At 64.4% G+C, this 18,590-nt stretch carries 16 protein-coding genes; 3 read left to right on the top strand and 13 right to left on the bottom strand.

The genetic code is table 11. From position 1 onward, the window contains the following. Positions 1-139: 139 nt before the first annotated feature. The 4 genes from araD to HL671_RS33160 are packed head-to-tail and all read right to left on the bottom strand — an operon-like array spanning position 140 to position 4,540. The gene (gene araD / locus HL671_RS33175; RefSeq protein ID WP_172242440.1) at positions 140-1,876 is read right to left on the bottom strand and encodes an L-arabinonate dehydratase; all 1,737 of its coding nucleotides are present in this window, start codon (positions 1,874-1,876) and stop codon (positions 140-142) included. Continuing rightward, the gene (locus tag HL671_RS33170; protein WP_012040871.1) at positions 1,873-2,736 is read right to left on the bottom strand and encodes an ABC transporter permease; all 864 of its coding nucleotides are present in this window, start codon (positions 2,734-2,736) and stop codon (positions 1,873-1,875) included. The genes araD and HL671_RS33170 overlap by 4 nt, the downstream gene beginning before the upstream one ends. An 11-nt stretch (positions 2,737-2,747) precedes the next feature. Next, positions 2,748-3,512, bottom strand: coding sequence for an ABC transporter ATP-binding protein (locus tag HL671_RS33165; RefSeq protein WP_172242437.1), 765 nt, complete (start codon positions 3,510-3,512; stop codon positions 2,748-2,750). Next, entirely contained in the window at positions 3,512-4,540 is a 1,029-nt protein-coding gene (locus HL671_RS33160) for an ABC transporter substrate-binding protein (RefSeq protein WP_012040869.1), read from the bottom strand. The genes HL671_RS33165 and HL671_RS33160 overlap by 1 nt, the downstream gene beginning before the upstream one ends. 127 nt (positions 4,541-4,667) lie before the next feature. On the opposite strand from HL671_RS33160, the gene HL671_RS33155 reads away from it, so the two are divergent. Beyond that, positions 4,668-5,381: a GntR family transcriptional regulator gene (locus tag HL671_RS33155; protein ID WP_012040868.1), complete on the top strand. Its 714-nt coding sequence runs from the start codon at positions 4,668-4,670 to the stop codon at positions 5,379-5,381. A 24-nt stretch (positions 5,382-5,405) separates the two neighbouring features. On the opposite strand, the gene HL671_RS33150 is transcribed toward HL671_RS33155, so the two are convergent. After that, positions 5,406-7,607, bottom strand: a complete 2,202-nt coding sequence (locus HL671_RS33150) for a HAMP domain-containing methyl-accepting chemotaxis protein (protein ID WP_172242434.1) — start codon at positions 7,605-7,607, stop codon at positions 5,406-5,408. Between the two features lie 54 nt (positions 7,608-7,661). Next, positions 7,662-9,758, bottom strand: a complete 2,097-nt coding sequence (locus HL671_RS33145) for a methyl-accepting chemotaxis protein (RefSeq protein WP_246706025.1) — start codon at positions 9,756-9,758, stop codon at positions 7,662-7,664. A gap of 372 nt (positions 9,759-10,130) precedes the next feature. On the opposite strand from HL671_RS33145, the gene HL671_RS33140 reads away from it, so the two are divergent. Both HL671_RS33140 and HL671_RS33135 read left to right on the top strand, forming a co-directional pair. After that, positions 10,131-10,565, top strand: a complete 435-nt coding sequence (locus tag HL671_RS33140; protein WP_012040865.1) for a response regulator — start codon at positions 10,131-10,133, stop codon at positions 10,563-10,565. Then, on the top strand, positions 10,546-14,154 hold the full coding sequence (locus HL671_RS33135; protein WP_172242428.1) for a PAS domain S-box protein: 3,609 nt from the start codon (positions 10,546-10,548) through the stop codon (positions 14,152-14,154). Before HL671_RS33140 ends, HL671_RS33135 begins: the two co-directional genes overlap by 20 nt. Before the next feature lie 137 nt (positions 14,155-14,291). Here the strand turns inward: HL671_RS33135 and HL671_RS33130 are convergent, their stop codons facing one another. The 7 genes from HL671_RS33130 to HL671_RS33100 form a co-directional block, all read right to left on the bottom strand. Then, positions 14,292-14,927 (bottom strand): response regulator transcription factor, encoded by a 636-nt coding sequence (locus HL671_RS33130; RefSeq protein WP_012040863.1) that lies wholly within the window; start codon positions 14,925-14,927, stop codon positions 14,292-14,294. Positions 14,928-15,424: 497 nt separating this feature from the next. Next, the gene (locus HL671_RS33125; RefSeq protein WP_012040862.1) at positions 15,425-15,934 is read right to left on the bottom strand and encodes a response regulator; all 510 of its coding nucleotides are present in this window, start codon (positions 15,932-15,934) and stop codon (positions 15,425-15,427) included. Between the two features lie 193 nt (positions 15,935-16,127). Further along, positions 16,128-16,451: a hypothetical protein gene (locus HL671_RS33120; RefSeq protein ID WP_012040861.1), complete on the bottom strand. Its 324-nt coding sequence runs from the start codon at positions 16,449-16,451 to the stop codon at positions 16,128-16,130. A 33-nt stretch (positions 16,452-16,484) separates the two neighbouring features. Beyond that, positions 16,485-17,354 carry a CheR family methyltransferase gene (locus HL671_RS33115; protein WP_012040860.1) on the bottom strand — a complete coding sequence of 290 codons (870 nt, stop codon included), beginning with the start codon at positions 17,352-17,354 and terminating at the stop codon, positions 16,485-16,487. 29 nt (positions 17,355-17,383) lie between these two features. Next, a complete protein-coding gene (locus HL671_RS33110) occupies positions 17,384-17,773 on the bottom strand; it encodes a response regulator (protein WP_012040859.1) in 390 nt (129 codons plus the stop codon). 30 nt (positions 17,774-17,803) lie between these two features. Continuing rightward, on the bottom strand, positions 17,804-18,277 hold the full coding sequence (locus tag HL671_RS33105; RefSeq protein WP_012040858.1) for a chemotaxis protein CheW: 474 nt from the start codon (positions 18,275-18,277) through the stop codon (positions 17,804-17,806). 80 nt (positions 18,278-18,357) lie between these two features. After that, positions 18,358-18,590 (bottom strand): response regulator (locus tag HL671_RS33100; RefSeq protein ID WP_172242425.1); only part of this gene is annotated, 233 nt, incomplete at its 5' end.

Here is an 18,590-nt window from a genome sequence, read left to right as displayed (position 1 = left end):
CGAAGCAGAGCGCTTCGGCTATGGGTGGGGTCCACATCGGCGGTGTCGTTTGGGGGTACCCCCCTCCCCAGCCCTCCCCCACAAGGGGGAGGGAGCGCACCGCGGTTGGGGCGAGAACACGGCCTCGCCACAGCACGAACTAATAGATCGCGGGCTCCCCGATGGTGGCGCCGAAACTGGTCTCGAGGAAATCGAAATCGCAGCCATCATTGGCCTGCTTGATGTGGCGGGCGAACATCCACCCATAGCCGCGCTCGAAGCGCGGCGCGGGCGGCTGCCATTCGGCGCGGCGACGCGCCAGTTCGTCTTCTGGCACGTCGAGATCAATCGTGCGCGCGGCGACGTCGAGCGTGATGAGGTCGCCATTGCGCACCAGCGCCAGCGGACCGCCGACATAGGCTTCCGGCGCGACGTGCAGGATGCAGGCGCCATAGGAGGTGCCGCTCATGCGCGCGTCCGACAGCCGCACCATGTCGCGCACGCCCTGTTTCACGAGCTTGGTCGGAATCGGGAGCATGCCCCATTCCGGCATGCCCGGTCCGCCTTGCGGGCCGGCATTGCGCAGGATCAGCACGTGATCGGCTGTCACGTCGAGATCGGGATCGTCGATCGCCTTCTTCATCGACGGATAGTCGTCGAACACCAGCGCCGGGCCGGTATGCTTGAGGAACCGCGGATCGCAGGCGGAGGGCTTGATGACGCAGCCGTCCGGGGCGAGATTGCCCTTGAGGACGGCGAGCGCGCCTTCGCGATAGATCGGGTTGGACTGCGGCCGGATCACATCGTCATTGTAGACGCCGGCGTCGGCGATATTGTCGCCGAGGGTGCGGCCATTGACGGTGAGGCAGCCGAGATGGAGATGCTCTTTCATCCGGCTCATCAGCCCCGGCAGCCCGCCGGCATAGTAGAAATCCTCCATCAGATAGGTGTCGCCGCTCGGTCGGACATTGGCGAGCACCGGCACCTTGCGGCTGGCGGCCTCGAAATCGTCGAGGCCGATATCGGCGCCGGCGCGGCGCGCCTGCGCAATCACATGGATGATCGCATTGGTCGAGCAGCCCATCGCCATGGCCACTGCGATGGCATTCTCGAACGCCTGACGGCTCTGGATCTTCGCGGGCGTCAGATCCTCCCACACCATCTCGACGATGCGGCGGCCGCATTCCGAGCTCATGCGGATGTGCTCGGCATCGGCAGCGGGAATCGAGGACGCGCCCGGCAGGGTCATGCCGATCGCTTCGGCGATCGCGGTCATGGTCGACGCCGTGCCCATGGTCATGCAGGTGCCATGGCTGCGGGCGATGCCGGCCTCCATCGCGCTCCAATCGGCGTCCGACAGTGTTCCGGCGCGGCGCTCGTCCCAGTATTTCCAGGCGTCGGAGCCGGAGCCGAGCGTCTTGCCCTTCCAATTGCCGCGCAGCATCGGCCCTGCGGGGAGATAGATCGCCGGCAGGTTCATGCTGGTGGCGCCGAGCAGGAGCGCCGGCGTGGTCTTGTCGCAGCCGCCCATCAGGACGACACCATCGACGGGATGGCTGCGCAGGAGCTCCTCGACATCCATCGCCAGCATGTTGCGATAGAGCATCGTGGTCGGCTTCAGGAGCGACTCCGACAGCGACAGCGCCGGGAACTCGATCGGGAAGCCGCCCGCCATCAGCACGCCGCGCTTGACGTCGTCGACCCGCTGCTTGAAGTGCATGTGGCAGGGCTGCGCATCGGACCAGGTGTTGACGATGGCGATGACCGGGCGGCCCTTCCACTCCTCCTGGGCATAGCCCATCTGCATCACGCGCGAGCGGTGACCAAAGGAGCGGAGGTCGTCGGGCGCGAACCAGCGCGCACTGCGCAGCTGATCGGGTTGCTTTTGCTTGTTCATGATTGGGTGCCCCAGGTCAGCACGGTCTTGCGCTCGATGGTCCGGAAGATCAGGTTCTCGACCACGAGACCGATCAGGATCACGGTGAGAAGTCCGGCGAACACGGCGGGAATTTCGAGCAGGTTGCGGTTCTCGAAGATGAACCAGCCGAGGCCGCCCTGCCCCGATGAGACACCGAACACCAATTCAGCCGCGATCAAGGTGCGCCAGGCGAAGGCCCAGCCAATCTTGAGGCCGGTGAGGATGGCGCCGAACCCTGCCGGAATCAGGATGCGGATCACGTAGGAGAAACCGGTCAGGCCGTAATTGCGGCCGACCATGCGCAGCGTGTTCGAGACGCTCTTGAAGCCCGAATGGGTGTTGAGCGCGACCGGCCACAGCACCGAATGGATCAGCACAAAGACGAGGCTGCCGCTGCCGAGCCCGAACCAGATCAAGGCCAGCGGCAGCAGCGCGATCGCCGGCAGCGGATTGAACATGGCGGTGACGGTTTCGAGGAAGTCGGTGCCGATGCGGGTCGAGATCGCCAGCACCGTCAGGATCGCCGCCAGGGCGATGCCGGCGGCATAGCCCATGAAAAGCACCTTCAGCGAGGTCCAGGCGCGCATCGGGATGGTGCCGTCGCGGACCTTCTCCCACAGTGCGGCGATGGTGTCGGAGAAGGTCGGGAACAGCAGGGGATTGTCGAGATAGCTGCCATAGGCCTGCCAGATCGCGGCGAGCACGACGATGATCAGGCTCTTGCGCACGAAGCCGTCGTTCCACAGCAGCTCGAACACGCTCAGCTTGCGCGCGACATCGGCAGCCGACGCCGCACTCGGCGTCGACGTATCGCGCAGGATGATCTTGGCGTCAGCCATTGGAGCGGCCCTCAATGTGCCGTTGCAGGTTCAGAAAACAGGAGATCATGGATCTGCTTCTCCAGGCGTGCCGCGCTGCCGTCCTCGGCCGAGACCTTGTCGACATCGATGACCTCGGCCTTGACGCGGCCCGGATGCGGCGACAGCAGCAGGATGCGGTTGCCGATCTTGATCGCTTCCGCAATCGAATGGGTCACGAACAGCACCGTGAATTTGGTCTCGCTCCACAGTTGAAGCAGCTCATCCTGGCAGGTCCGCCGCGTCAGCGCATCGAGCGCGGCGAACGGCTCGTCCATCAGCAGGATGTCCGGCTCCATCGCCATGCCCCGGGCAATCGCCACGCGCTGCTTCATGCCGCCCGACAGCGTGTGCGGATAGGCATCGACCACGCGCGTGAGCCCGACCTTCTCAATGTACGCGCGGGCGCGGCTCTCGGCCTCCTTGCGCGGCATGCGCCGGGCCGTCAACAGCGGGAACATGACGTTGGCGAGCACGGTCTTCCACGGCAGCAGTTGGTCGAACTCCTGGAAGATCATCATGCGATCGGCGCCGGGACCGGTAATCTCGCGGCCGTTGATTTTCATCCGGCCCTCGCTTGGCTTGATGTAGCCGCCGACGGCCTTCAGCAGCGTCGACTTGCCGCAGCCCGACGGACCGAGCAGCACGAAGCGGTCGGAGCGGTCGACGGAGAAGCCGACGCCCTCGGTCGCCGTGATCACGGCACTGGAGGTCTTATAGCGCAGCGTGACGCCATCGACATCGAGGAGCGCGGACATCAGTTGCCCTTCAGGTCGTGTGCCACCGGCAGATAATAGTCGGTCCAGGCCTTGGGCTGAGTCTTGATGGTGCCGATCTTGGCGAGATGGGTCGCGAACTTCATCGTACCCTGCGGCTCGAGGTTCCACTCCATCATGCCGGGTTCCTTGAGCCAGGCCAGCAGGTCCTCCGTCGACGTCTTGTCGCCGGTGATCTCCTTGTAGATCTCGACCGCTGCTTTCGTGTCGCTGCGGATCAGATCCTGCGCCTCCTTGGTGGCGTCGCGCACCGCCTGGATGATCTTCGGATTGGCGTCGGCGAACTTCGTGGTGGTGAAGAACTGCGCCTGGCTGAGCGGCCCGCCCATCACATCGGGCGAGTTCAGCACGACATGCGCCCCCGGCACGTTCTTCATTTCGAGGAACGTATAGGGCGGGATCGAAAAGTGATTGTGCACCTCGTGCTGCGGATTGGACAGCGCCGTATAGGCGTCGGGATGACCGAGCTGCACCGTATTGGCGTCGAGCTTATTCCACTGGTCGGCGCCGAACGCCTCGGCGGCGGCGATCTGCAGCACGATGGCCTGGGTCGAGACCTTCACAGTCGGCACCGCGATCTTGTCGGTCGGGCCGAAATCCTTGATCGACTTGATATGGGGATCACGGCTGATCAACGTCATCGGCTGCGCCGAGGTGGCGACGATGCCCTTCACGCCGCCACGGGTGCGGTCCCACAGCAGCAGCAGATTGCCGGTGCCGGTGTTGAGGATATCGACGCTGCCGGAGAGCAGCGCATCGGTCTGCGCACCACCGCCGGAGAAGGTCAGCCATTTGGTCGTCACGCCGGCAAGACCGAGCGCGGCGGCATGCTTCTCGATCAGCTTCTGCTTCTCGATGATGTGGCTCGGCATGTAGAAGATGCCGGGCTGGCGTGACAGCGAGACTTCGGTCTTCTGCTGCGCCGCAGCCGCAACACTCCACGTCGTCGCAGCCAAGGCGGCCAGCAGACCTGCGGCTCGTGTGGCCGAGCGCCCGAAACTCATCAACATATGGGACATCCCTCCTCGCACGCCGGCTCCTTCTTGACGGCCGGTCGAGAGATGCACTAATGCATTAGTGCATCTCTGACAAGCTCTCTTTGCTCGGCAGCGACATCAACGTCCACGATTGAGCTCCATGGCTTCCCTGCCCGCGCCGCATTCTGCCTCCGGCTTCCAGGACCGGCTCGATCCGAGCCGGCGCGCGGCGCCGCAAGTGTTCGAACGGCTGCGCGACCAGATCATCGCGCTGGTGCTGCCGCCGGGCGCTCCGCTGTCACGGGTCACGCTGCAGGCCGAATTCGGCCTCAGCTCGACACCGATCCGCGACGCCCTGATGCGGCTCGCCGAAGAGGGCCTGGTGGAGGTGTTTCCGCAGCATGCGACACTGGTCAGCCGGATCGACGTCGGGCGGGCGCAGCAGGCGCAGTTCCTGCGCCAGGCGCTGGAGCTTGAGATCGTGCGGCTCCTCGCGTTACAGCCGGCCATCGCACCGGTCGATGAGCTCAACGGGCTGATTGCCCAGCAGCGGCGGTTTGCGAAGGATGGCGATTTCGCGTCCTTCACTGTCGTCGACAACGCCTTCCACGAGCGGCTCTACACCGCCGCCGACAAGCAGGAGCTATGGCTGCTGGTGCGCAGCCGCAGCGGCCATATCGACCGGCTGCGGCGGCTGCATCTGCCGTCGCCCGGCAAGGCGCAGACGATCCTGCGGCACCACAAGCAGATCGTCGACGCGATCGCGGCCGGCCAGCCGGACGCCGCGCAAGCGCATCTGCGCGAGCACCTGACGGGCACGTTGAGCGATCTCGCGACCATCCGCGGACGCTGGCCGGACTATCTCAGCGGATAGCTTCGTCCTCGAACGCGCCCGCTATCACGCCGCCTGCCCACGCCTGCGGCCGGCGCCCGAATTGGCGCGGCGCTCGGGGCCCTGATAGTTCGGATCGTCATCGACACGGCGGTCGAGCGGACCGCTGCGCAGCCGGATGAAAAAGTCCTGGACCTCGGCTGCAAGGTCCTCGGCCACCCGCGACACGTTGTTCGAGGCATCGCGGACGCTCGCGGCGGACTGGCTGGTCTCCTCGATCGCGCCGCTGACGGTCGAAATGTTCGAGGCGAGCATCTTGCTGCCCGAGGCCGCCATCTGAACGTTCTCCGTGATCTCCCGTGTCGCCGCGCCCTGCTGCTCGACCGCGCTGGCGATGGCGGTCGTGACGTCGGCCATCTGGCGCATCGCCGTGGAGACCTCCTTGACCGAGGCGACGGCGTTGCTGGTCGAGTTCTGGATGCCCTGCACGTGCTGGCCGATCTCCTGGGTCGCCTTGGCGGTCTGCTCCGCGAGGGACTTCACCTCCTGCGCGACGACGGCAAAGCCGCGGCCGGCCTCACCGGCACGGGCCGCCTCGATGGTCGCATTCAGCGCCAGAAGATTGGTCTGAGCCGCGATCGCCTGGATCAGATCGACGACGGTCGAGATGCTCTGGGCCGCCTGGGCGAGACTTTCGATCTCGGCTTCCGACCGCGCCGTGGTCGCATTGGCATTGCGCACCGTGGTGTTGGAGAGCTCGATCTGGCGGCCGATCTCGACAATGGAGCTCGCAAGCTGTTCAGCCGCCGCCGCGACGGTCTGCACGTTGACTGCGGTCTTCTCCGAGGCGCCGGCTGCGGAAGCGGCCTGCTCGGTGGCGTGACCTGCGATCCCCGTCAGCGATTCCGCGGTGCTCCTCATCACGCCGACATTGTCGTCCACCTCGGACAGCAGCTCCGTCGATTTGGCGCGGAAGGCCTCCACGGCCTCTTCCATGTTGCGGTTCATCGCTTCGCGCGCCTCGGCTTCACGAACATAGTTTGACGACGCCTGCTGCTGCGCAATCGCAGTGTCGCGGAAGATCGCCACCGCCTTTGACACATCGCCAACCTCGTCGGCCAGCTCCGCGGTCCTGAACTCCACCGTCGTATCGCCCTCCGACAGGAGAACGGCGTCGGCGACCAGTTCCTGGATCGGCCGCGTAATCGAGCGCGCGACCAGGATCGCGATGCCCAGTCCCAGCAGCAGCCCAACCCCGAGCAGCGTCCACTCGATGAACAGCAGCTGGTCGATCAGCGCCGCGACGTCCGTCGACTCCTTGACCAGCAGATCCTGCTGGTTGGTCTTGAGCCCGCCACCGAACGTACCGTCGGGCCGCTTCTTGCCGTCCAGCAGGTCGAGCAGCTTGTTGGCCCGCGGCGTCGCCTCGGTCGCGAGCAGGTACACCGCCGCATTCCATTGCGGCGACTGGCGGATGGCGAAGATCCTGTCCGGCAGCGGCGCGAGCGCCTCGCTCGCCTTGCTCACCTTGTCGAAGGCGGCCTTCTGCGTCGACGTCAACAGATCCGCCTGGGACCTGATGGCCGCCACCGCGTTCTTGTAGTTGGTATAGGGAGCGGCGAATTTGTCGCGATCCGATACGTCGCCCGATGCCACGTACAGCCTCAGCTGCGAGCCGGCTGCGGCGAGATTGCCGCGGAGATCGGCCATCGTCTTCAACAGGCGCTTCCGTTCCGGGGTCGCCTCCAGTGAATTCTCCTCATCGATCATCCGGGTGACCTCGGCGAACATCGTCGCGATCAGCGGCGACGCCTCCGCGCCAAGCAGCTTCGTCGCCGGATAGGCGTCGGCGGTAAAGGCAACGCTTTCGGCCTTGTCCTGGGCGGTCCTGAACTCCGCGACCAGCGGCTTGACTTCGGCCCACAACGCCCGGTTCTCAGGAAGCGCGAACTTGTCAGCAAGGCGGTCGAACTGCTGGACCGATGTGTCGAACTCGGCCCACAGCGCCGCCCGGCGCTGCTTCATCTCGGGATCTCCCGTCAGCAGATATCCGCGCAGGGCTGAAAGCGTCGCATGGAGATCGGCGACCAATTGGGTGCTGGTGATGGCGACGGGCGATCTCAGCGTGACGACCTTGCTGAATTTCGCCGACAGGTCGGAGACGGCATAGGCCGAATAACCCACGGAACAAGCGAGCAACACGCAAAGCAGACCGAAGCCGGCGAGCAGCCGGCTCTGAATCCTCAATTTCGAAATGTAGCCAAACATTGAACTCCCCCAACAATTCAACTCAGCCCGTCCTGCACCACCGGGCAGTCCGACTCACGCTGCGCTTTTTCGCCGTCCGGACAAGGAGGCGATGTAGTTCTGCCGACGCTCCGGTCCCCTGTAGGCCGCATCATCCTCCTTGCGACGATCCAATGGACCGGTACGAAGCTTGACGAAGAAGCTGCGGACCTCCTCCGCCAGACGCTCGGCCGCCTCAGAGACCTGACCGGAGGAATCGGACACCTGATCGGCGGAGCGATTGGTCTTGCGGATCGCTTCGCTGACCGTGGCGATGTTCGACGCCAAAGTGTGCGAGCCGGACGCAGCCATCTGCACGTTCTGCGAGATCTCGCGCGTCGCGGCACCCTGCTGCTCGACCGCACTGGCGATCGCGCCCGTGACTTCGTCGATCTCGCGCATCGCAACACCGACCTGCTTCACGGACGCGACGGCATTCCCGGTCGAGGTCTGGATGCCCTGAACGTGTTGCGCGATCTCCTGCGTCGCCTTGGCGGTCTGCTCCGCCAGCGATTTCACCTCCTGCGCGACCACCGCGAAGCCGCGGCCGGCTTCTCCGGCGCGCGCGGCCTCGATCGTCGCATTGAGCGCCAGCAGGTTGGTTTGCGCTGCGATCGCCTGGATCAGGTCGACCACCGAGGAGATGCTCTGGGCCGCCTGCGCCAGGCCCTCGATCTCGCTTTCCGAACGTGCCGTCGTGGTGTTGGCCGAACGCACCGTGGAATTCGAGCGGTCGATCTGACGTGCGATCTCCTGAATCGAGCCTGCCAGCTCCTCGGCGGCCGCGGCCACGGTCTGGACATTCGCGGCCGTCCGCTCCGACGCGTCAGCCGCTGCGTCGGCCTGCTGCGTCGCATGGGTTGCAATCTCGGTGAGCGCGCCGGCGGTCTGCTTCATCCTGCCGGCATTCTCGCCGACCCTTCCGAGCAGCCCTTCGGCCGCTTGCCTGAACTCCTCGACGGCCTGCTCCATATTGCGGTTGACAGCGTCACGCTGCTCTGCGGCAGCACTGACCTCCTTGGCAGCCTGTTGCTGCGCCAGAACGTTGTCGCGAAACTTGGCCACGGCGCCCGCCAATTGGCCGATCTCGTCGCCACGCCGCGCGCCCAGAAATTCGACCGATGTATCGCCCGCTGACAGCCGCCCGGCCTCATCCGCGAGCACGCGGACCGGACCGACAATGCTGCGGGTGATCAACACCGCGCAGAGGGCGCCGACCAAGGCCGCGATGAGCGCCGTCGTCAGTTGCACCTGTGACGAGGTCGCGATCAACCCGCTGGTCTCCTCGATCGTCGCGCTATAGGCCGAACGGATGCCGCTCTCGACCTTTTCGATGCGGTCGATCGCGCTCTTGGTGAGCGGCCCGATCTCGCCGACCAGGATCTCATGGCCCCGCAGCAGGCCGCTGGAGGCCGTCTCGAAGCTGCCGGCATATTTGTTCAGATCGGCTTTGACCGTCGCAACCAGCGGAGCCAACGCGGGTGCGAGGTCCCGCTTCTCCAACTCGGCAAACTGCGCGCGCGACCGCGTCAGCTCGGCCTGGAATGCCTCGCGCGGCTTGACATCGGATGTGGCAAGATGCCGCCAGACCGCGATGCGCGCCGCAACAATGCTCGTCTCCAACGCTGCAATCGCCGCAGCTTCACGCGACGCCTGGGCGGCCTCCACCAGCTTGCGCAGATCGGCTGCCAATCGGTCGCCGTCCTCGAACAATGCATCGCGACCGGCGAAATAGGCCTGCAGAACGCGGCCCAGCGCCAGACGCTTTTCATTCAAGGACGCGATTTCCGGCTGCAGCACGCGATAGGCTGCAAGGCGCTCCTGCGACACCGTCCGACGAATCGTCGCCTCAAGAGTGGTGGCGGCGCTTGCCAGCCGCGTTTCCGCCTCGCCATAGGAGGCCTGGTCACGATCCATCTGATAGCGGAGCAGCGCCCGCGATGCGGCATGGAGTTCGCCGGCAATCCTGACCACGCCGATCGCGTTCTGTGACTGATCGGCCATGCGCACGACCTTCGCCAAGATGAAGTCGAGCTCCCGATACGCAAAGGCAGCCGTCGCCAGCCCAACGGCAACCAGCACACCGAAGCCGAGCGACAAGCGAGCTCCGATCTTGATCTTGCCGAACATCATCTCACCTCGTCCAAGATAGCAGGTCGTTGAAAATGTACCCAAAGGTTGCGCAATCAATCCGGCCACGCCGATACAAGCATGACGGGAACCATGGTAACTCTTCTATTGATCCGATTAAGCGAATGTGAAGCGTTCCGCCCGTACAACTACGGCGCGAGTGCCTCAAAGGGAGGCAAGGCTGGAGGTTTGAGCAAGGGGGCTGCGCTGGAGCGTCGCGCCGGCCGAAAACGCCCCAATTTTCCGGTGATCATTGCTCCGGCCTGGTCGGAACGGGTGACAGGCGCGGGGAAGCGCTTGCGGCGCGACGCGAATTGGGCAAAACCTTTACAACTGACCGTTGGTCTTGCCGCCAGCATTCGGGAGACACGGACCGTGGCGAAGATACTGGTCGTAGACGACGATCCGGTCATGCAGATGACGATCCAGCGGCTGCTGCAGCAGGCCGGCCACGCCGTGACGGTGGCGGACGACGGTCAGAAGGCCATCGCCAGATTTCAGGGCGAGAGCTTCGACCTCGTTGTCATGGACATCTTCATGCCGGGCATGGACGGCTTGGAAGCCATGCGCCTGATCCTCAAGCACGCTCCGAGCACGCCGATCCTGATGACCTCGGGGCGTCCGAACACCCCGAACTCGATCTCGGAGCCTGACTATCTTACCATGGCCACCAAGCTGGGGGCGGTATCGGCGCTGCCGAAGCCGTTCAAGCCGGCAGCTCTCTTGGCGATGGTCTCCGATTGCCTGGAGCGCGGAGGGACGAACGCGGCTCCATCCCGGCCAGGCCCCGATGCTGTTCCGAACGCCTGACAGCAGAATGGGCCAGCAGCCTGGCCGGGCCGGGTCGCCTGACGGCCGCGAGGCGCTCGGCCTGGGCCGGCGCCTGACGCTCACGACGCGGCTCGCCATTGCGATGATCCTGCTGGTCGCGATGGCCGTGTTCGCTGTCGGCTGGCTTGGCTACCGCAGCCTCGAAAGCGCGCTGCTGCCGCGTGCCCTGGACCGCATCGAAGCGCATTCGCGCCTGATGGCCACCGAGCTCGAGAACTATGTCGGCGGCGCCCGCAACGATCTCAACGGCTATCGCGCCTCGCCCAATCTCGCCACGCTCATTCGCACGCTGAAAACGGGAGGCCCCGATCCGCGCGAGGGTCTGTCGGCGCAGTCGTGGCGCGAGCGGGTCGCCATGCGCTATTTTGCCGAGCTGCAGGCCAAGACGACCTACGCGATGGTCCGCCTGGTCGGGATCGAAAACAATTATCGCGAGCTGATCCGGGTCGACCGGCTAGGACCCGGCGGCACGGTTCGCATCGTTCCCGAGAATGAGCTGATCACGCGCGGCGAGCGCAAATATATCACGGAGACGCTGCAGCTCGCGCCCGGCGGAATCCGCGTGTCGCCGATCATTCTCGACGGCAACACGACGGACCCGAAGACCGGCGTCCCGATGCTCTGCGTGGGCACGCCCGTGTTCTCGCCGGACGGCAAGCCATTTGCCATTTTGATGCTCGATCTGGACATGCGGCCGATCTTCGCACATCTGCGTTCGGCGGCGCGCCCGGGCGCTCAGCTCTACGTCGTGAACGCTCGCGGCGACTATCTCTTCCATCCCGAGTCGGACCGCGAGTTCGCCTCGAAGCGCGGCGGATCGACGCGGTGGCAGGACGATTTTCCGAGCCTGGCCAGCGCGACCGGCTCGACCCAGGGCTTCGCACGGATTCTTCACGACGACGCGAAGCGTCCGGGCGGCGTGGCCTTCGCTCCGGCGATGCTCGCCGGGCAGGAATGGGTCGCAGTGATCGAGACGATCCCGAACACCGCCTTCATGGCGCCGGCGCTCGCCATTCGGAAGACGGCGATCGAGGTCGGATTGATCGCGATGCTGTGCGCGGCCGCCCTCGCTTTCGTCGTGGCGCGGTCGCTGACACGTCCCATCAATCAACTGACCCAAGCCGTCGAAAGCGTGGGGCGCGGCGAGTCGGTGAAAATTCCGCTGGAGGCCGTCGGCGAGACCGGGGTCCTGGCGCGGGCGTTCGCGCGGGTCCTGGAGGAGGTCCGCGCCAAGACCGCGGAGCTCGAACGCGAGGTCCAGGAACATTACCTGACGGAGGCGGCACGCGATCATTTCGCGGCGCGCGAGCGGCTGTACAGCGCCGCGGTCGAATCCTCCAATGATGCCATCGTGACCCTCGCGCTCGACGGCACCATCACGGCCTGGAATCCGGCCGCCGAGACCATGCTCGGCTACGCCGCCGAAGAGGCCGTCGGCCGCCAGGCAGATTTCGTCGTGCCCGCCGGCCGAATGGCCGAAGCCCAGGACATCCTGCTGCGCGTCGCACGAGGCGAGCGGATCCAGCATTTCGAGACGGTGCGTATTCGCAAGGATGGCGAGCACATTCTTGTCTCGCTCAGCGTCTCCCCGATCAAGTCACCCACCGGACAGATCATCGGCGCATCCAAGATCGCGCGCGACATCACCGAGAGTCGCAAGACCGAGCAGGCCCTGCGTCAGCAGACGGAGGAACGCCGGCGGATCTTCGAGACATCGCAGGATCTGATCCTGATCACCGACCGCAGCGGCATCTTGGTGCAGGTCTCGCCGAGCGTCGAGGCCATTCTCGGCTATACGCCTGCCGAGATGATTGGCCGCAACGGCGCTGACTTCATCCATCCGGACGATCTGCAGAAGGCCCGCGACGAACTACGCGCGTCCCGCCATGGGCTGAGCCCGCGCAACTCCGACGGTCGCTACGTCCATAAAGACGGCCGGGTCGTCACCCTATCCTGGACCTCGAACTGGTCGGAACCGGTGCAGCGGCATTTCTTCATCGGGCGCGACATGACCGAAAGCCGGCTGGCGCAGGAGACCCTGCGCGAGAGCGAGCAGCTCGCCCGCAACATCATTGAAACGGCACTCGACGCGTTCGTTCAGGTCGACGCAAAGGGCGCCATCCTCAACTGGAACTCCCAGGCCGAGAAGATCTTCGGTTGGCCGCGCGCCGAAATCCTCGGCAAGGACGTGTTCGATCTGATCACGATCGACGACGAAGGCGAGGAACTGCGTTCCGCGCTCGGTCGCATCGTGCTGACCGGAGAGGCCAGCGCGCTTGGGATCGGCCGTCGGCGCGAGGTCATCGTGAGGCGCCGCGACGGCCGCGAATTCAAGGCGGAAGTGAGCGTCACCGCGCTCAAGACCCGCAACGGCTTTGTCTTCAACGGTTTCTTCCGGGACCTGACCGACAAGATCGCCGCCGAGGAGCGCATTCGGCAGTCAGAGAAGATGGAGGCGATCGGCCAACTCACCGGCGGCATCGCCCACGACTTCAACAATATCCTCACCGTGATCACCGGCACCATCGAGATTCTCGCTGCCGCTGTCGCCAAGGAGCCGCAGCTCGCGGCCATCACCAGGATGATCGACGAGGCCGCCGCCCGCGGCGCCGACCTCACCCAGCATTTGCTCGCCTTCGCGCGCCGGCAGCCGCTGCAGCCGCGCGAGGTCGACGTCAACATGCTGGTCATCGACACGGCGAAGCTGCTGCGACCGACGCTCGGCGAGCAGATCGAGATCGAGTCGGTCTTCCAGGACGAGACCTGCGCGGCCCATGTCGACCCCAACCAGCTTGCCACTGCGATCATCAACCTCGCGCTGAATGCCCGCGACGCGATGCCGAGCGGCGGCAAGCTGATCTTGGAGACCGGCTGGGCCGACCTCGACGAGAACTATGCGAGTCTCTACGATGACGTCAGGCCCGGGCGCTATGCCATGATCGCGGTCAGCGACAGCGGCAGCGGCATTCCGGCAGCCATCATCGACAAGGTCTTCAATCCGTTCTTCACGTCGAAGGGCCCAGGCAAGGGAACGGGGCTCGGACTGTCGATGGTATACGGCTTCGTGAAGCAGTCCTCCGGCCATGTCCGGATCTACAGCGAAGAGGGACACGGCACCACGATTCGCATGTATCTTCCCCCGGGTCGGGAGGGCGTGGCGATACCGGCCGCGAGCGCCGCCCCGGCGATCGAGGGCGGGCACGAGACGATCCTGGTGGTCGAGGACGACCGGCTGGTGCGAGGTTACGTGCTTGCCCAGCTGCATGCGCTGGGCTACGCGACCCTTGAGGCCGCGAATGCCGCCGAAGCCCTCGCGATCGCCAATGGCGGCGAGCGCTTCGATCTGTTGTTCACTGACATCATCATGCCGGGCACGATGAATGGACGGCAGTTGGCCTCAGAAATCCAGCGGCTTCGCCCCGGACAGCGCGTGCTCTTCACGTCCGGATACACGGAGAACGCCATCGTCCATCATGGACGGCTCGACGAGGGACTGCTGCTGCTGCCGAAACCGTACCGCAAATCCGAGCTGGCCAAAATGATTCGGACTGCGCTCACATCGGACTAGGCCGGTCAGCCGCCCACCCAGAGAACGGAAGCGAATGAGCCCGCCGGGGCCCCGGTTCCGAGCCAGCAGCAGGCACCCCACCGGCCAGACGCCTGTTCCGGCGTGCATTCCCAGGATAGGAACGCAGCCCTCATTTGTTAATTGGTACGCGACGCCGTCATCACGATGCGGATCAGATCGGCGGCATTCCGCGCTCCAAGCTTCTTCATGATGTTGGCGCGGTGGTCCTCAATGGTACGCGGGCTGATGCCAAGCGTGCGACCCGCCTCCTTGTTCGAAGCACCTGCCGTGAACTGTTCCAGCACCTCGCGCTCGCGCCGCGTGAGCGGTTCGCGTCCGGGGAAATGCAGCGACCCGATCTTGGGCGAAGCATTCTCCTTCTGTCGGCGTGCGAAGGCGCCGATCGCTTCGTTCAGGCGGGCCACGATCTCGCTGCCGCGGAACGGCTTCTCGATGAAGTCGAGGGCGCCGTATTTGATGGCGTTCACAGCCATCGGAATATCTCCTTGCCCGGAAATCATGAAAATGGGCGCGGGATAATCCTCGCCGTGAAGTTCCCGGAGAATGTCGAGGCCCGACTTTCCGGGGATATGCACGTCGAGCAGGATGCAGGCGGGCGTCCGGCTTCGCGCAACGGCCAGCAGCGCCGCGCCATCCGCGAAGCAGATCACTTCGTAGCCACCGGCCGACAAAACCATCGAGAGTGTGTCGCGTACGGCCGGATCGTCGTCGACGACAAAAATCTCACCGCGGGAATTTGCTTGTTCAGCCATGGGCGATTGCTCTTGCAAAGGAGAAGAAACAATGAAAACGCGTCTTATGATACCACACTCAGCAGGCGTTTTGAGCACCCGTATTTGTACGGTTTGTGATCCTAACCCACAAGTAGTAGCGGCGGATCACTCTCCGAGATCACGAGAACACGAACTCGCCGCGATCTCAAGACGCTCTTTGAGCGCCTCGTGCTGCCGTGCAAAACACATTGGCGCCGCGCAAATCATGATCAAGGTCAAATTTCCAAGTCGCGTTCCCAAGTCCCGTTCCCAAGTCCCGTCCCCAGGTCGCGGCCGCGCTCCAGGTCAAAACGCATGATCGCTGCACCCGGACCACATCGATGAGGGGCTGAGACGGTCCGTACTCTGCACAGCATCCGACACAACAGGCCGACGTCTCGTCGGACTGCCATTGTTTTCATCAAATGCGGACGAAACTGGGAAGATGCATCTCATCGAGGCGGCTCGAAACAGCGGCACGCACCTCTGTCATGAGTTCAGGATCGATGTTTCGCGGCAACACTCTCGGCGGCCACGCCGCCCCAGGTGTGTACAACTGGCAAACCCAACGCTGTCTTGCCGAGATTGGCCAGGAAGATTCGAAGTGCGGCCAAATCGACCGGCTTGGGCAGGCTCTGCAGGTCAATGCCAAGCGAGCGCGCATAGAGCCGGGCCGCGATTCGCCGCGCCGCATCCATCCCGCTGATGACGATGACCGAACCCGCGAACCGGCTATCCGCAATGGCCTTGAGGACCTCGGTCCCGTCTCCGTCTTCCAGCATCAGATCGAGGGTCACGCAATCGAAGCGCTTGTGGCCGATCTCGCGGATCGCCTCAGCGCAGCTTGCGACCACCGTGACCGCGTGGCCAGCCTGCTTCGCTGCCAGTGAAATCAAGGTTCGTTGGGACGCATCGTCGTCGACGACCAAGAGCTGCAGCGCACGCCGGTCGCCCTCCTCCGCGGCGTCCGGGCGGCGACTAGCAAGTTCCGAACTCATGACCGACATGGGCCGTTCCTGGAAAGATTGACTGACCGTTTCGTCATACACATCGGACCCTGCGCTGGCGTAAATCAGTTCCGGAAAAACGGACACAGACCTTAGCAATTGCGCAGGAAACCAGCCCGGTGGACCAGTTCCACGAGAAAACGACGCCAACCTGGCTGAAGCCCGCGCAGGCTGCCGGGCCACACGCGTAGGCTTAGCTCACTGTGGCTTCCTGGCCTGACGAAGCACCGCTGCGCTTCTTCTTGTTCTTGCCCTTGATGAATTGGATGTCCATCTCGGCGCCGTTGACCCGGACCAGTTCGCAACGGCGATAAGCGAGCCCCGTCGAGGAGAGCAGCAGAAAGAACTCCTTCAGATTGAGGCCCTGGATCGATCCTTCGACGGTCAAGACCGCGTCATTGTCCGAAATGGCGTTGAGCTGGCAATCGCGTCGCCATGTCCCGTCGATGCCCATGATGCAGACATCGTAGCCTCGGCTGAAGGTGACGCGCTCCGTACCCTTGTTCTCATCAGACATCTTTGTGTCCTGTCAGTCTGCATTAAAGGCGGCTTAGTTTCCTGCGGCCGCGACCCGAGGCATTCCCGGCGCCGGTGGCTTGGCGGAGGAAGCGGCACCGCTTGGACGATACAGGCCGCGCCGATCAGCCAGCGGCTTGAAGACGTCGGTGAGGCCGACCACGGTTTCCGCCGCACCCAGCACCAGGAACCCGTCCGGCTCCATCTGCTTGGCGAGCCGGTTGAAGATATTGATCTTCGTGTCCTGGTCGAAATAGATCAGCACGTTGCGGCAGAAGACGACGTCGAAGGTCCCCAGCTGCGAAAAATCGTGCAGCAGGTTGAGCTGACGATGCTGCACCATGCCGCGAACGTCGGAATTGATCTGCCAGAGCTCACCGGCCTGCTTGAAGTACTTGACCAGAAGCTGGATCGGCAGACCGCGCTGTACCTCGAACTGGCTGTAGAGTCCGGCCTTCGATTTCTCGAGCACTTCCTGCGAGAGATCGGTCGCGAGAATCTCGACGCGCCATCCATTGAGCGCGGCGCTCATCTCCTTGAGCGACATCGCCAGGGAATAGGGCTCCTGCCCCGTCGAGCATGCGGCGCACCAGATCCGGATCGACTTGCGACCGGCGCGCGCCTTCAGCAGCTCCGGCATGATCACGTCGCGGAAATGATCGAACGGGACCTTGTCACGGAAGAAGAACGTCTCGTTGGTCGTCATGGCCTCGACGACCTGGCTGATCAAGGCGCTCGACCCGTCCTTCAGCTTCTGGACGAGATCGCTGATGCTGGCGAGGCCGGCCTTGCGCGCAAGAGGAAGCAGGCGGCTCTCGATCAGATATTGCTTATCGGCTGACAGGTCGAGACCGGACTTGTCTCGGAGCAGCTTGCGCAGGAACTCATAATCTGGCTGGTTCACGGACGGCCTCTTCTGGGCAGAGGAAGGGATCAGGCGGACTCGGCTGACATTGCCTGGATGAGACCAACTTCCTGGAACTTAGCGGCGACGATTTCCTTGTCGAACGGCTTCATGATGTACTCGTTGGCGCCGGCATTCAGCGCGCGCGAGATATGATCGATGTCATTCTCCGTGGTGCAGAACACCACCTTCGGGCCCTCGCCTCCGGGCAGCCGGCGCAAACGACCGAGGAAATCATAGCCGTCCATGACCGGCATGTTCCAGTCGAGCAGAATCGCCTCGGGCAGGCTCTTGGTGCAGAGCTCCAGCGCCTGCTCACCATCTTCCGCCTCGACGACCGAGAAGCCCAGCTCCTCAAGGATACGGCGCGCGATCTTGCGGACCACGCTGGAGTCATCCACGACCAGACAGCTTTTCATTTTGATCTCCCCTATGGGATGGTTGAGAGGCTAGGCGGCGATAGCTGCCTTGGGCAGAAGCTCGAGGACGCGATCGACATCGAGGACGACCATCAGCTGGCCATCGAGGCGGTGGACACCACCGGCGAATTTGGCCATGCGCGGATCGAGGTTGACGGGATTTTCCTCCCGGCTCGCCTCTGGCAGCCGCAGCACCTCGCCGATCTGGTCGATCAGCAGGCCATAGGACTCGCCGCGCAGGTCGACGCCGACCGCCATCGGCGGCTTGCCGTCGTCGGCCCTGGCAAGGCCGAGCCGCGCCCGCATGTCGATCACGGTGACGATGCGGCCGCGCAGATTCAGCACGCCGGCGATCTCGGCCGACGACAGCGGCACCCGCGTGACACGCTCCGGCATGAACACGTCCTGCACCCGCGAGATCGGCAGGCCGAACAGCTGACCGCCGATGACGGCAGTCACGAATTCGGAGGCCGCGCCGTCAGTGGCTTCGATCTTACTGCTCATCGCACGCTACTCCTGCCGGTTGCTGTTACGCGGCGCGCCGGTTGGCTTCGGCCCGCNCACGCTACTCCTGCCGGTTGCTGTTACGCGGCGCGCCGGTTGGCTTCGGCCCGCGCCCGTTCCTCGATCTGTTCCTTCAGCGCCGCGATCAGACCAGGCCGGTCGAACTTGGCGATGTAGTCGTAGAGCCCGGCCTGGCGGCCGCGCTCGATCGCCGCCGGCGACACCAGCGACGATACCGCGATGACCGGCAGCTGGTTCAGGTTCTGGTCCGAGCGGATCGCCTCGGCGAATTCGAAGCCGTTCATCTCCGGCA

This window comes from Bradyrhizobium denitrificans (assembly GCF_013179005.1).
Taxonomy (GTDB): Bacteria; Pseudomonadota; Alphaproteobacteria; order Rhizobiales; family Xanthobacteraceae; genus Bradyrhizobium; species Bradyrhizobium denitrificans.
Note: the sequence above shows the minus strand (reverse complement) of the source record. Positions and strands in the feature narration are given on the sequence as shown.

What these genes read in the sequence shown, in the direction of transcription:
- HL671_RS33105 (WP_012040858.1), bottom strand. Translation starts at nt 18,277, where the DNA reads ATGAGCAGTAAGATCGAAGCCACTGACGGCGCGGCCTCCGAATTCGTG.
- HL671_RS33155 (WP_012040868.1), top strand. Translation starts at nt 4,668, where the DNA reads ATGGCTTCCCTGCCCGCGCCGCATTCTGCCTCCGGCTTCCAGGACCGG.
- HL671_RS33160 (WP_012040869.1), bottom strand. Translation starts at nt 4,540, where the DNA reads ATGTTGATGAGTTTCGGGCGCTCGGCCACACGAGCCGCAGGTCTGCTG.
- araD (WP_172242440.1), bottom strand. Translation starts at nt 1,876, where the DNA reads ATGAACAAGCAAAAGCAACCCGATCAGCTGCGCAGTGCGCGCTGGTTC.
- HL671_RS33165 (WP_172242437.1), bottom strand. Translation starts at nt 3,512, where the DNA reads ATGTCCGCGCTCCTCGATGTCGATGGCGTCACGCTGCGCTATAAGACC.
- HL671_RS33110 (WP_012040859.1), bottom strand. Translation starts at nt 17,773, where the DNA reads ATGAAAAGCTGTCTGGTCGTGGATGACTCCAGCGTGGTCCGCAAGATC.
- HL671_RS33150 (WP_172242434.1), bottom strand. Translation starts at nt 7,607, where the DNA reads ATGTTTGGCTACATTTCGAAATTGAGGATTCAGAGCCGGCTGCTCGCC.
- HL671_RS33135 (WP_172242428.1), top strand. Translation starts at nt 10,546, where the DNA reads ATGCTGTTCCGAACGCCTGACAGCAGAATGGGCCAGCAGCCTGGCCGG.
- HL671_RS33130 (WP_012040863.1), bottom strand. Translation starts at nt 14,927, where the DNA reads ATGGCTGAACAAGCAAATTCCCGCGGTGAGATTTTTGTCGTCGACGAC.
- HL671_RS33170 (WP_012040871.1), bottom strand. Translation starts at nt 2,736, where the DNA reads ATGGCTGACGCCAAGATCATCCTGCGCGATACGTCGACGCCGAGTGCG.
- HL671_RS33145 (WP_246706025.1), bottom strand. Translation starts at nt 9,758, where the DNA reads ATGATGTTCGGCAAGATCAAGATCGGAGCTCGCTTGTCGCTCGGCTTC.
- HL671_RS33120 (WP_012040861.1), bottom strand. Translation starts at nt 16,451, where the DNA reads ATGTCTGATGAGAACAAGGGTACGGAGCGCGTCACCTTCAGCCGAGGC.
- HL671_RS33125 (WP_012040862.1), bottom strand. Translation starts at nt 15,934, where the DNA reads ATGTCGGTCATGAGTTCGGAACTTGCTAGTCGCCGCCCGGACGCCGCG.